Here is a 13,490-nt window from a genome sequence, read left to right as displayed (position 1 = left end):
GGCATTATTTTGATTGCAAATAGCTAAAATTTAAATCTCAGCGCACTAAAAAGCAGATTTTTGCTTTGTTATGGGGCAAAATAGAGATTCGTGACCAGTTTAAAAAGTTATAAGGAATGGTATGTCGGCGTCTAAGGCGATAGAAGATTATCTGAAGTGTATTTATAAGCTCGAAGATTTGAGTATTAAGGATAAGGGGGTTCATACCTCAGCGCTAGCGAGCCGGTTAGGCGTAGCACAAGCATCGGTTTCGAATATGATTAAAAAATTATCTGAACAAGGCTATGTTAAATATGAGCCTTACTATGGTGTGTCTTTAACTGAAACTGGGCGCCAGTTAGCCTTGCAAATGATTCGACGTCATCGTGTTATAGAGCAATATCTGGTTGATAGGTTGAGTTATTCCTGGGATGAAGTGGATGCGGAGGCCGAAGTATTGGAACACGCCGTAAGCGATAAATTAGTCGACGCGATGTGGGATGCGCTAGGTCGGCCCTCGCATGATCCACACGGCTCACCCATTCCTGACCAAGATGGCATGATCTTGCCACAAAATTTGTTACCTCTTAGTGAGTTTTCAGAGGGCGCGCAAGTGCAATTATCCAGAATTAAAAATCGCTCACCAGACGAATTACGCTATTTGTCCTCGATTGGCTTAACCATGGGGGTTGAGGTACGTATTAAATCAAAAGCGCCATTTAATGGCCCATTAATGATTGAAGTGAATCATAGTTTGCACGCCCTTGATTATCGGTTAGCGAGCGCCCTAATGGTCGAAACGGGTGATATTACATGAAAAGATTAGCTGAACAAACCGCTTGGGATGAGCTATTAGATGGTTTAGCGACAGCGGTAATTTGGATCGATAGCCAGCAAAAAGTCGGTTATATGAATATTGCCGCCGCCGAATTGTTGCAGGTCAGTACTAAGCGGATCGTCGGTGTACCTTGGAATGTATTGCTACCAGGCCTGGTGGACGATTTAACGAGTTTTGGCGAGCAGCGTTTAACCATCCACGAATATCAGGTTCAATTACCAGACCTGCAGCGTCTTCGCATTAGTTGTACCTTCTCCAACTATGAACATAACGGTCAAGATGGTTGGCTTGTTGAGCTATTTAATACCGAGCGCCATCATCGTATTGTGGAAGAAGATGAGCGTTGGCATCAGTACGAAGCAGGCAATTTATTGGTTAAGACGCTCGCGCATGAAGTTAAAAACCCATTGGCCGGAATTTATGGCGCGACTCAGTTACTGCAAAAACGTTTTCAGCAAGATACTAAGGCGTTGAGTTTTTTAGATGTGATTGCCAGAGAGGTACAACGTTTAAAGAATTTAGTGGACTCAATGTTGGGCCCTCGCCAAGGCGCACAAAAAGAGCTACATAATATTCACGAAGTAATTCGACATGTATTAAGTGTAACCAAACCCGAATTTCCACCTAATGTTCAGCTAATGCTGGATTACGATCCTTCCATTCCAGAAATTCTGATGGACTTCGAAGCCATGATTCAAGCTTTGATGAACCTGGTTAAAAATGCCATGCAAGCCATGGAAAAGCATGGAGGTTTGATTACGATCCGTACACGCGTAGAACGCAAGTTTACCCTTGGAACGCAAACCTTTCCGTTAGTTGCGGTGGTCAGTATTCACGATGAAGGTGAGGGGATTCCAAAGGAAGTGTTTGATTCGATTTTTTATCCGATGGTGAGCAGTAAAAAAGAAGGCACAGGTTTGGGATTGCCCGTGGCGCAAAATATTGTACGCCAGCACGGCGGTTTGATTGTCGCTGAAAGCGAGCCAGGTCATACTGTATTTCATATATATATCCCGTTTGATAGAGGTGAAGCATGACGTTAAAAACACAACCCGGTGAAACCCATGTCGAGCCGATTGTTTGGATTGTTGATGACGATGCTTCGATTCGTTGGGTATTAGAAGCCGCTCTGGAAGATAAGCCGTATCAGGTTAAATCGTTTGATTCTCCAACCTTGGCGTTAAAGCATTTGGATGAATTTCCACCCACTGTCATTGTCAGTGATATTCGCATGCCGGATATGGATGGTTTGACCTTTATGGAGGCGATTCACGAGTTCGATAAAAACATTCCGGTCATTATTATGACCGCGCATGCGGACTTAAATACGGCGGTACGTTCGTATCAAAGTAAAGCGTTTGAATATTTACCCAAACCATTTGATATTGATGAAGCGTTGAGTCTGGTGGATCGAGCGATTAAGCGTCAAATGTCTGGTGGACGATCAACGCGCACACGGGGAGAATCAGCGGCAAGCAAGCAGCCACTCAATATCATCGGTGCGGCACCCGCGATGCAGGAAGTGTTCCGTATTATTGGTCGTGTATCTCAGTTAGATGTGACGGTACTGGTCAATGGTGAAACCGGTACAGGTAAAGAGTTAATTGCCCAGGCTTTGCATGAACTGAGTCCGCGTTCTAATAAACCATTTGTGGCGCTAAATACCGCCGCCATTCCGCGTGAACTACTAGAGTCGGAATTGTTTGGTCATGAAAAAGGCGCGTTTACTGGTGCCCACTCACAGCGTGTCGGGCGTTTTGAGCAAGCTCACGGCGGGACTTTGTTTTTAGATGAGATTGGTGATATGCCGGTTGATTTACAAACCCGTTTGTTGCGTGTTTTAAACGATGGCAGTTTTTATCGTGTAGGGGGGCGGGATCCGATTCGAGCCGATGTACGCATTGTCGCCGCCACCCATCAAAACATGGAGCAGTTGGTGCGTGATGGCCATTTTCGTGAAGATTTATTGTACCGACTTAATATTATCCGGATCAAGATCCCGCCATTACGCGAGCGCCGAGAAGATATTCCACTGTTGTTGAAGTTTTACATGAATAAAGAAGCCCAAGCTCTTGGATTAGAAGAAAAGCAGTTTGAAAAAGAAGTCGAACGTTTTTTATCCAATTTGGCTTGGCCAGGTAACGTGCGCCAATTGCGCAGTTTGTGTACTTGGTTGACGATTATGGCGCCAGGCAAATTGGTACATATGGAAGACTTACCTTTAGAACTACGTTCGGCTGCACCCTCGATAGAGTCCGATAGTCAGGCAGATGACTGGCAAACCCCTTTACGTCAATGGGCTGAATCCTTTTTGGCATCGGGTAAAGAGGGCTTACATACCGCCGCCGAACCTATGTTTGAGAAGGTGTTGATTGAAACGGCTTTACAAGCTAGCCATTTCCACCGTCAAAATGCCGCGATTCAACTAGGTTGGGGGCGTAATACCTTAACGCGTAAGTCTCAAGCTTTGGGCTTGGATTAATCCGTGCTGATGCAAAATAGGCAAAGGGTGTGACGCGATGATTTGGGAGGCATGGCAATATTTGATAACGCCTAGTTCTAAACTGGCACGTCAGATGGGCTTTTTGTATGAGTCAATTGCCATGTCTGCGCGTGCTAAACGTTGCCATACTGCTTGGGAACCACATTACCAAAACTGCCGATTGGCAATAGAGCAGGCAGTATCTCTGTGCCACTCCTCCAAACGTAAGGTTTTAATCTTCGGTGCGGGTACGCTACAGGATATTCCACTGGCTTTATTAAGTGAGTCGTTTGACTGGGTGCTATTGGTTGATATCGTCATCACGCGCGATGCGCAGCATCTTCTTAAACCCTATCGAAATATTGAATATATCGAAGCCGATGTGACGAACAGTTTGCAACGCTTCCAGGCGGGTATTCTAAAAGTAGACTCCCCGAAGGCTTGGTTGGATGATGAAACGGTTGACCTAGTTGTGTCGCTTAATCTTATTACACAGTTGCCTTTGTTGCCGGTGCGTTGGCTGAAGCAGCGGTTTCAAATAAATGATCATCAAGCTGACCAACTTGGACAGGGTTTGATCAAAGCTCATCTGCATTATTTGCAAAACTTTGACGCGCCTGTGTGCTTGATTGCGGATAGGGTCGATCGAGAATTTAATCGTCAGGCTGAAAAAACCGATGAGTTTGATCCTTGGTGGGGCGTAAAACCACCGAGTGCGAGTAAAACTTGGCAATGGGAGGTGGTAACACTAGCAGAAAGTGGGACAGCAAGGCGGCGTCAATTAAATGAAGTGGGGGTGTCTTACTGGTAAGGTTGCGGATAAAAAGAAACCATCAAAATGATGGCTTCTTTTAAACTAGATTAAAGCGCTTCTGGCCCAGTTTCGCCCGTTCGGATACGAATAGTTTGTTCAATGCTGGTGACAAAAATCTTACCATCCCCAATTTTCCCGGTTTGGGCGGCTTGCACAATTGCATCAATTGCGCTGTCGACGACTTCGTTGGCGACTGCGATTTCGAGTTTTAATTTAGGTAGAAAGTCGACCACATATTCTGCACCGCGGTACATTTCGGTATGGCCTTTTTGACGACCATAGCCTTTTACTTCAATCACCGTCATGCCGTGAATACCAATGTCATGTAACGCATCACGTACGTCGTCAAGTTTGAATGGTTTAATTATTGCCGTAATCTGTTTCATGATTAATAGCCTCCAGTGGCGTGTTCATCAAGTTCATCTTCATTATTGTCATTGTAGTCGGTTTCATCTTGCGGTTGGTTAGGGAATTCAAAAGCTTCGCCCATTTTAACGAAGCGTTCATCCTGCTCGCCCAGCGCTGGAAATTGATTCTCAGGCGTCACCAGTACCACGGTCGAGCCCATATTGAAGCGCCCGATTTCATCGCCTTTTGCAAAGTAGTGTGGTTCGTGATGATAATCCCAGTGTTGTATGTTTGGTGCATAAGGTGGTGTAATTTTACCTTGAAAAACCGTTTCCATGCTGCCCACAAAAATCGCGCCGACCATGACCAGACAAAATGGACCATGTTGGCTTTCAAAACGTAATACTAAACGCTCATTTCGTGCGAGCAAACCGGGTACTAATTTTACCGTGGATGGGTTAACCGCAAATAAATCACCGGGTACATAGGTCATCGACATTAGCTTACCGCTAATCGGCATGTGCACGCGGTGATAATCTTTAGGTGATAAATAAATTACCGCAAAATCACCATTTTTAAATTGTTCGGCATAATGAATGTCGCCACCCATCAAAGCTTCAGCCGTGTAATCATGGCATTTAGCTTGAATCATACGGTTGCCATCCAGTGAAGCAGATTGGCTGATTACGCCATCTGCTGGGCTTACCCATACATCATCCCCATCGTGAATTGGGCGCGCTTCGGGCTTTAATGCGCGAGTGAAAAAGTGGTTGAAGTCGGGATAATATTCAATATCGGTGTGAACCGCTTCGGTGATATTAATCTTATAAATTTTGCTTAGGGCTTTAATAGTTTGGTTTTTAATCCAAGGCTGCTTGATTTGCATAAACCAATGCATACCGTTTGATAATAAGTGTTTGGGCAGAATGTACTGTGGAACGACTTTTACGTAATCCATTAACGACATATTAAATTTGGCCTTTTAATTAAAATAAAGCATCAGGTTGTCTAATAGACACGCCCTAAAGCTTAGGATTTTAAGGTATAATTCCGCAAAATTATAGGGTTTAGGCCAGTTAAATTTTCAAATAACGAATCACCAGGCCTGGTGGTTGATTTGAAAGGCTGTCTGGTAAGAATTTAGATTAAAAGGAAATAGCATGTCGCAAGTTAAAAAAGTAGTACTGGCTTATTCAGGTGGATTAGATACTTCAATTATTGCCAAGTGGTTACAAGATGAATATCAATGTGAAGTGGTCACCTTTACCGCGGATATTGGTCAAGGCGAAGAAGTTGAACCAGCGCGCGCTAAAGCGCAAGCGATGGGCATAAAAGAAATCTACATTGAAGACTTGCGCGAAGAATTTGCACGCGACTTTGTGTTCCCGATGTTTCGTGCCAATGCGATTTACGAAGGGGAATATTTATTAGGTACGTCGATTGCACGTCCACTTATTTCAAAACGTTTAGTCGAGATCGCCCAACAAGTGGGTGCGGATACGATTTCGCACGGTGCAACCGGCAAAGGCAATGACCAAGTACGTTTTGAATTAGGCGCTTATGCTTTAATGCCGGATGTGAAAGTGATCGCACCTTGGCGTGAGTGGGATTTAAACTCGCGCGAAAAATTGATGGCCTATGCCGAACAGCACAATATTGCGATTGAGAACAAAAAAGGCAAAAAGTCGCCTTACTCAATGGATGCCAACCTGTTGCACATTTCTTATGAAGGTGGTTTGTTAGAAGATCCGTGGAACGAACCGGAAGAGCCGATGTGGCGCTGGTCGGTATCCCCAGAAACTGCACCGGATACGCCTACTTATATTGAGCTAACCTACGATAAAGGCGATATTGTCGCGTTAGATGGTAAAGCTTTATCACCAGCCACTATTATGGCGGAGCTAAACAAAATTGGTGGCGCTAACGGAATTGGTCGTGATGATTTAGTGGAAAACCGTTTTGTGGGTATGAAATCACGCGGTTGTTATGAAACCCCAGCCGGCACTATTATGATTAAAGCGCATCGTGCGATTGAATCTTTAACCTTGGATCGTGAAGCCGCCCACCTTAAAGACGAGCTGATGCCTAAATACGCTAAATTGGTTTATAACGGTTTCTGGTTCAGCCCTGAGCGTGAAATGCTACAGGCGGCGATTGATAAATCACAAGAAACCGTAAACGGTGTGGTACGTCTAAAACTTTACAAAGGCAATGTGATTGTGGTGGGTCGTAAGTCAGAAAACAGCTTGTTTGATGAGTCTATTGCGACGTTTGAAGACGACAAAGGTGCCTATAACCAAAAAGACGCGGAAGGCTTTATAAAGTTAAATGCGTTGCGTTTACGTATTGCGGCGCGTAAGCGTCAGTCAAACAAAGCTTAATCAGAAAGTAAAGGCTAACAAAATGACCAATCCAACTTGGTCTGACCTGTTCAAAAACCCAGCTCTAATGCTGGGTTTTGGTTTTGGGTCAGGCTTATCACCAAAAGCCCCTGGCACAATCGGTACCTTGTTAGGTACCTTGCTGTTTATTCCGCTGATAATCTATAGCATCGAATTAGCGTGGGTCGTGTTTGCGATCGCTTCATTAGCCGGAAGCTGGATTTGCGGCCGTTCTGCCGAATTAGTTGGCGTACACGACCACGGTGGAATTGTGTGGGATGAGTTTGTCGGCATATGGCTCGTGTTGTTATTGTTGCCAACTGAAGCATGGGGTGGCGAGCACCAGGCCTGGTGGTGGTTGGCCGCTTTTGTGGTATTTCGGTTTTTTGATATTGTAAAACCTTGGCCAATTCGTTGGGTGGATGCCAAAGTATCGGGCGGGTTTGGCATTTTATTGGATGATGTATTGGCGGCCGTATTTTCCCTTATAGGGATATGGGTTATTTATATGAGTATTTTGGTTTAGTATCCTGTATATTAGCCCCCAATTATGTAGTTGGAGTTAAGCGATGTTTATTTCTTGTGAAGACACAAAACAATTAATTAAAGACAAGCAAGCCCAGTTGGTTGATGTGCGTACTCCGGAAGAGTTTATGTCGACACAACTGCCCGGTGCAATTAATATTCCGCTGCACGAGATTGACCAAGTGGCCGCGCTTAAGTTAGACAAAGCGCGTCCTGTTGTGGTGTTTTGCCGGTCTGGACAACGTTCTTATATGGCTCAGCAAATTTTAATGGGACAGGGGTTTACTGATGTACACAACATGGGACCTTTCTCAGCTTGGTTTCAATGTCCGGATTAATGGCACTTAATCATTAAATTCTAATAGTTCCTATTTGTACGATTTTTTGATTGGCAAGCTTAGTAAGTTTCGTTATATTGGTCTAAATCCACAGCTTTAAGAGAGTATTTGGTGCTTCGAACACTTACAGGCCATATTTTGAGATCATTTCTAGCTAGTTTCTTGATTGGCTTTAGCTTGACTCTTCAAGCGGCTGATCCGGTTACTTTGCAGTTAAAATGGCATCACCAGTTCCAGTTTGCGGGTTATTACGCGGCAATCGAGAAAGGCTTTTTTGCACAAGAAGGCCTTGATGTAACACTATTGGAACGCGACCCAGAAAAAAATAATATCCTACAAGTTCTTAATGGTGAAGCCGACTATGGCATTGCCGATTCTGCTTTGTTTCTGTATCAATCTCATAAAGTGGGTGTGCGCATTGTCGCCCCTATTTTTCAACACTCCCCAAATGTACTTATTACCTTAAAATCATCAGGCATTAATTCGCCACAAGATCTCGTTGGTAAACGCGTACGTTTTTATCAGAACGATGCCGAAGGTTTTCCAATTATGGCCATGCTGGCCGAATACCGAGTGTTAGAGCAGGGAGTTATTCGCCAACCGTTTACAAAAAACTTTGACGTATTGCTAAACGGTGAAACTGATGCAATTTATGGTTACAGTACCAACGAACCTTACTTGTTACGCGAGAAAGGGGCCGACATACATATTTTAAACCCTGTGAATTATGGAATTGATGTGTATGGCGATATGTTATTTACGAGCTCAACCGAAGCAGAAAATAACTATGAACGAGTTGAGGCGATGCGCCGTGCGGTGATTAAGGGTTGGCAATATGCTTTAGATAACAAGGCCGAAATTGCGCAGTTAATTATTGATAAATACTCGAGTGCTAAGTCTTTTGAGGCCTTGATGTTTGAAGCTCAGGGTATTGAACAGGTGGTGTCGCGCTATACCGTACCGATTGGCACCATTGATCGTGGTCGATTGCAGCATATATCCAAGCTTTTCGCACGGCAGGGCTTACTGGACATAGAGTTTTCGATAGAAAAGAACATTTATAATCGTCCCATGCAAAATGTTGGTGAGATTAACTTAACTTCAGAAGAAGAGGTATTTATTTCGGAAAATAAAACCATTCGCGTTGGCATTGACCGAAACTGGTTTCCATTTGAGTTTGTTAATAAGCAGGGGCAGCATGATGGCATAGCCGCAGACTATCTGAATCTGTTATCGCAGCGCTTAGGCTTGATTTTTGAAGTGGAGCGCGATGCGAATTGGTCAGATACACTGCGTTTAATGCAAGAAGGTCAACTCGACATGCTGGCAATGGCAGCGAATACGCCAGAAAGGTCGAAGTATGCAAGTTTTACCCGACCTTATCTTCGCTCTCCTATGGTGATCGTCACCGATCAAAGCATTGACTTTCTTGATGGAGTAAATGGTTTACAGGGTAAAAAAGTGGCCGTGGTGAAAGATTACGCCTCGCATGAATGGTTGAAAAACCACCATCCCGAGCTTGATTTGTTCGAGGCAGATACAACCACCCAGGGCCTAAAAAAGGTCGCATTAGGTGAAGTGTTTGCGTTTGTTGATAACCTGGCTTCGGTGAGCTTTTTGATTAAACAAGAAGGCTTGGTTAATTTAAAAGTATCGGGCCAATTACCTTACTCATTTGACTTGGGCATGGGTGTGCGTAACGACCAGCCTTTACTACACAGTATTTTACAAAAAGGTTTGGATTCGATCGGTCCTAAAGAGCAAGATGCCATATACGAAAAATGGGTACGCTTGGAGTTCGACACACGTGTAGACTATTCAAAAGTCCTGCCCGCTTTTATCGGCATTTCGATTATTTTATTGCTTGTTATTTTATATACTCTCCGTTTGAGAGCACTTCATGGGCGCCTTCAAACCGCGGAAGAAATGTTAATTGAAAAAAATACCGAGCTTCAAAATCTGTCGATCACCGATAAATTAACCGGTGCCTATAATCGCCATAAACTGGATGAGGCTTTGCAAGAACATATTGCGTTGGCTCATCGCTATGAGCGCCCATTATCGATTATTTTGTTTGATCTAGATTATTTCAAAAACATCAATGACCAATATGGACATCAAGTGGGTGATGAAGTTCTACAAGTCTTTAGTCGCTTAGTGAAAAAAAGTGTCCGAAAAAGTGATGTATTTGGGCGCTGGGGTGGGGAAGAGTTTTTGTTGATTTGCCCCGAAACCAATCGAACTCAAGCATTAGATTTAGCCAACAAAATTCGTTGGTTAATCTCAGATTTTCACTTTAAACAAGGGTTTTATCAAAATGTGAGTTGCGGTGTAACTGACTTGAAACCTCGACAAACGGCGGATCAAATTATTTCGCATTGCGATAAATTACTCTATGAAGCCAAAAATGCGGGTCGTGATCGCGCGGTTACAGATTAAGACTGACAACAATATTAGGAGAGGGAATGAAATTAGCGTTACATTGGCAAATCATGATTGCACTGGTTTTAGCCGCTATTATGGGCAGTACAACGGGTGTGACCGGTCAAGTATTTGGGATAAGCTGGATCGCGATTTATGACTTTGTCGGTACGCTATTTTTAAACGCTCTCAAAATGATTGTGGTGCCGTTAGTCGTTTCGGCTATTATTATTGGCGTCAGTAATGTAGGTGGTCAGGGCGGCTTTAGCCGACTGGGTTTAAAAACCTTGAGTTATTATGCATTTACTGGCTTGTCGGCTATTATTATCGGCTTATCGGTGGTCAATATCATCCAGCCGGGTGTTGGTCACGCAGAGGCACCGGTGCTTGAAACAAATATAGAGTTAATGAGTGCGGTTGAAGGTAAGGGAGCAGGGGATATTGTTCAGGTTTTCCTTAGAATGATTCCTGATAATATTTTTGCTGCCGCCGTCGAAACTCAGATGTTAGGCTTGATATTCTTCAGTATTTTATTCGGTTACTTTATGACGCAGTTGACCGGCCGAACCCGCGAAACGCTGCACGATTTTTGGCAGGGTGTGTTTGATGTCATGATGTTGATCACCAATTTAGTGATGAAACTCGCGCCTTATGGGGTATTTGGTTTGGTCGCCGCGTCGATTGCTCGTACCGGATTTGAGCAGTTTGAAAATCTCGCATGGTTCTTTGTCACGGTCTGTTTAGCACTGGCGTTACACTTTTTTGTCGTAATGAGCTTAATTTTAAAGTTTGTCGGGCGCGTTCAAAATCCCTGGTTGCACTACCGAGCTATGTTCCCAGCACTTTTAACCGCGTTTTCAACGAGCTCATCATCAGCCACCTTGCCGGTGACCATATCCAATGTCGAAAAGCGTGCCGGGGTATCGAATCGTGTATCCAGTTTTGTACTTCCTTTAGGGGCGACAGTTAACATGGATGGCACCGCTTTGTATGAATGTGTGGCGGTTTTGTTTATTGCTCAGCTGTTTGGTGTTGATTTAAGCTGGACGCAGCAGTTATTGGTGGTGATGCTTGCCTTGGCAACTTCTATTGGTGTCGCGGGCATTCCATCGGCCAGTTTGGTCGCAATTAGTGTTATTTTGATGGCGGTAGGCCTGCCTATTGAGGCCTTGGGCATTTTACTGGTGGTGGATCGTTTATTAGATATGATGCGCACATCGGTGAATATATTTAGTGACTCGGTCGGTGCGGTCGTGATTGCGCGTTCAGAAGGTGAGTTAAATCTATTGAAGCCAGTGCAAGACGAGCAAAAAATAGCCGCTGCAGCTAAGGCTGAACAAAAGATTTAAGGTCATAGCATAGGAAGTCGGTTTTTAATTTAACTTAACTAAGCTAATTTGCTGGTTGCTGATTTTGATGATTTGGGCTTCAGGTCGCCAATCGCCTAGTACCCAACGTTGCTTTTCAATATCGCCAATTTTCAGGCAGTGGTGAGCCGGTCGATGAGTATGTCCATGAATAACATGCTCAATTTTAGGGTGCCGTGCATACAAGTCTGTAACGGCTTGACTGGAAACATCCATAATGTTGGCCGGTTTGTTTTGTGCTTGGTTGCCCGATTGTTGACGTAGTTTTTGGGCGATTTTAAGTCGAGTTTTTTTAGGTAAGTGTAAAAATAACCACTGTATCCAAGGTTTACGGAACCAGTGACGCATGCGCTGATACCCCTTGTCATCGGTGCATAAACTGTCACCATGCAACAGCAAACAGTCCACGTCCTCAATCCGTGTTAGGGTCTCGTCTTCTATAAACTCAGCTCCTGTGGCTTGCCAAAAGGCTTGGCGCATCAAAAAGTCTCGATTTCCATAACCTATGTAAAGTTTTGTTCCCGAGTCCGTAAGCGTTTTAAGCGCGCTGATTTCGGTTTGATAGAGTGGAAGACTGAGATCGTCACCCATCCACGTTTCAAACAAGTCGCCTAGAATATAAACCGAATTAGCTTGTGGCGCTTGTTGTCTAATGAAGTTTAGAAACGCTTGATTGATTGGGTGATGATGTTCTGGCTGAAGATGAACGTCAGCCAGAACATAGCTAAGGGAAGGGCGAGTGACCAAAGCTTATTCTGCCGATTTAACCGTGGTGTTTTCCACCAAAATATCTTCAACCGGTACATCTTGATGACCTTGGCGGCTAGTAGTGGCCACCTTGGCCATATTTTCGACCACATCCATCCCATCAATAATGCGGCCAAATACCGCGTAACCCCAACCTTGTGGTGTTTTAGTCGTATGGTCTAAAAAGTCGTTATCTTTAAGATTGATAAAAAACTGTGAGGTTGCCGAGTTTGGGTCCATGGTGCGCGCCATAGATAACGAACCTTTCAGGTTTTTAATGCCATTGTCGGCTTCGTTTTCAATCGGCGCACGTGTGGTTTTGTTTTCCATGCCAGGCTCTAAGCCGCCACCTTGCACTACAAAGTTTGGGATAATGCGGTGAAATATGGTGCCGTTATAAAATCCGTCTTCAGCGTATTGCACAAAATTAGCCGCGCTCATCGGTGCGTTTTTGTGATCGACTTCAATGGTGATGTCGCCCAGTGTGGTATGAAAAACAACCTGTGTCATGTTTTAACTTCCTTTTGTAGGTGTAACCACCAGGCCTGGTGGTTGGTCTATTAACGCTTATTAAAATAATTTTTAACGAATTTGACGTACTTTCTGAATTACAACCGGCTGTAAAGGCACATCTTGATGTCCCATTTTACGACCCGTTGGCATATTACGGATTTCGTTGACCGTTCTCATGCCCTCAACCACACGACCAAATACGGTATATCCATAAGCGCGGGTAGTTTTTTCGCGAAAGTCGAGCGAACTGTTATTGGCGACGTTGATGAAAAATTGAGCCGTGGCGGAATGCGGATCACTGGTGCGTGCCATCGCAATCGTACCAATTTTGTTTTGTAAGCCATTGTCCGCTTCGTTTTGAATCGGCTTTAAAGTCGGTTTTTGTTTCATATTTTCATCAAAGCCACCGCCTTGAATCATAAAATTACGAATCACACGATGAAAAATGGTGCCTTCATAAAAACCACTTTTGACATAAGCTAAAAAGTTTTCAACGGTTTCAGGCGCGTCTTCTGGGTAAAGTTCGATAATCATTGCACCATGACTGGTTTCCATCAGTACACGTGGGTTTTCGGCGTGAACGGATATAAAAGGGGTGAAAAGCAGGCTTAATACGAACCCGATGCGTAACACTAACTTTGACATGATTAGATCCTTAAATCAGATGGAATTGTGGGCATTTTACCATTGATCAACTCAGCAAGGAACTGCATCTAAGGCCGTGTTAAGGCGAAATA

At 44.1% G+C, this 13,490-nt stretch carries 14 protein-coding genes; 9 read left to right on the top strand and 5 right to left on the bottom strand.

The features are described 5' to 3' along the window. Window positions 1–121 precede the first annotated feature (121 nt). The 4 genes from N746_RS0106555 to N746_RS0106540 are packed head-to-tail and all read left to right on the top strand — an operon-like array spanning window position 122 to window position 4,110. Entirely contained in the window at window positions 122–796 is a 675-nt protein-coding gene (locus N746_RS0106555) for a metal-dependent transcriptional regulator (protein ID WP_029935034.1), read from the top strand. After that, window positions 793–1,854, top strand: a complete 1,062-nt coding sequence (gene glnL, locus N746_RS0106550; RefSeq protein ID WP_029935033.1) for a nitrogen regulation protein NR(II) — start codon at window positions 793–795, stop codon at window positions 1,852–1,854. Before N746_RS0106555 ends, glnL begins: the two co-directional genes overlap by 4 nt. Further along, entirely contained in the window at window positions 1,851–3,299 is a 1,449-nt protein-coding gene (ntrC, locus tag N746_RS0106545) for a nitrogen regulation protein NR(I) (RefSeq protein WP_029935032.1), read from the top strand. The genes glnL and ntrC overlap by 4 nt, the downstream gene beginning before the upstream one ends. Before the next feature lie 37 nt (window positions 3,300–3,336). Then, a complete protein-coding gene (locus N746_RS0106540; protein WP_029935031.1) occupies window positions 3,337–4,110 on the top strand; it encodes a hypothetical protein in 774 nt (257 codons plus the stop codon). Window positions 4,111–4,160: 50 nt separating this feature from the next. Here the strand turns inward: N746_RS0106540 and N746_RS0106535 are convergent, their stop codons facing one another. Beyond that, entirely contained in the window at window positions 4,161–4,499 is a 339-nt protein-coding gene (locus tag N746_RS0106535; protein WP_029935030.1) for a P-II family nitrogen regulator, read from the bottom strand. A 2-nt stretch (window positions 4,500–4,501) separates the two neighbouring features. Continuing rightward, complete coding sequence (gene asd / locus N746_RS0106530) at window positions 4,502–5,428, bottom strand: archaetidylserine decarboxylase (protein WP_038125912.1); 927 nt, start codon at window positions 5,426–5,428, stop codon at window positions 4,502–4,504. A 193-nt stretch (window positions 5,429–5,621) separates the two neighbouring features. Between asd and N746_RS0106525 the strand changes: the two genes are divergently transcribed. The 5 genes from N746_RS0106525 to N746_RS0106505 all read left to right on the top strand — a co-directional run bounded on the left by N746_RS0106525 (window position 5,622) and on the right by N746_RS0106505 (window position 11,475). Continuing rightward, window positions 5,622–6,842: an argininosuccinate synthase gene (locus tag N746_RS0106525; RefSeq protein WP_029935028.1), complete on the top strand. Its 1,221-nt coding sequence runs from the start codon at window positions 5,622–5,624 to the stop codon at window positions 6,840–6,842. Window positions 6,843–6,864: 22 nt separating this feature from the next. Beyond that, entirely contained in the window at window positions 6,865–7,368 is a 504-nt protein-coding gene (locus N746_RS0106520; protein WP_029935027.1) for a phosphatidylglycerophosphatase A family protein, read from the top strand. A 43-nt stretch (window positions 7,369–7,411) separates the two neighbouring features. Beyond that, window positions 7,412–7,705 (top strand): rhodanese-like domain-containing protein, encoded by a 294-nt coding sequence (locus N746_RS0106515; protein ID WP_029935026.1) that lies wholly within the window; start codon window positions 7,412–7,414, stop codon window positions 7,703–7,705. 138 nt (window positions 7,706–7,843) lie between these two features. Further along, entirely contained in the window at window positions 7,844–10,144 is a 2,301-nt protein-coding gene (locus tag N746_RS0106510) for a diguanylate cyclase (protein ID WP_162173033.1), read from the top strand. A gap of 26 nt (window positions 10,145–10,170) precedes the next feature. Next, a complete protein-coding gene (locus tag N746_RS0106505; RefSeq protein ID WP_029935021.1) occupies window positions 10,171–11,475 on the top strand; it encodes a dicarboxylate/amino acid:cation symporter in 1,305 nt (434 codons plus the stop codon). A 24-nt stretch (window positions 11,476–11,499) separates the two neighbouring features. Here N746_RS0106505 and N746_RS0106500 read toward each other — a convergent pair whose 3' ends face one another. From N746_RS0106500 to N746_RS0106490, 3 genes are all read right to left on the bottom strand, one after another. Further along, complete coding sequence (locus N746_RS0106500) at window positions 11,500–12,240, bottom strand: UDP-2,3-diacylglucosamine diphosphatase (protein WP_038125911.1); 741 nt, start codon at window positions 12,238–12,240, stop codon at window positions 11,500–11,502. Window positions 12,241–12,243: 3 nt separating this feature from the next. Beyond that, window positions 12,244–12,750 carry a peptidylprolyl isomerase gene (locus N746_RS0106495; RefSeq protein ID WP_029935019.1) on the bottom strand — a complete coding sequence of 169 codons (507 nt, stop codon included), beginning with the start codon at window positions 12,748–12,750 and terminating at the stop codon, window positions 12,244–12,246. A 72-nt stretch (window positions 12,751–12,822) separates the two neighbouring features. Then, window positions 12,823–13,398: a peptidylprolyl isomerase gene (locus N746_RS0106490; RefSeq protein ID WP_029935018.1), complete on the bottom strand. Its 576-nt coding sequence runs from the start codon at window positions 13,396–13,398 to the stop codon at window positions 12,823–12,825. Between the last annotated feature and the right edge of the window lie 92 nt (window positions 13,399–13,490).

It is taken from the genome of Thiomicrospira pelophila DSM 1534 (assembly GCF_000711195.1).
Taxonomy (GTDB): Bacteria; Pseudomonadota; Gammaproteobacteria; order Thiomicrospirales; family Thiomicrospiraceae; genus Thiomicrospira; species Thiomicrospira pelophila.
Note: the sequence above shows the minus strand (reverse complement) of the source record. Positions and strands in the feature narration are given on the sequence as shown.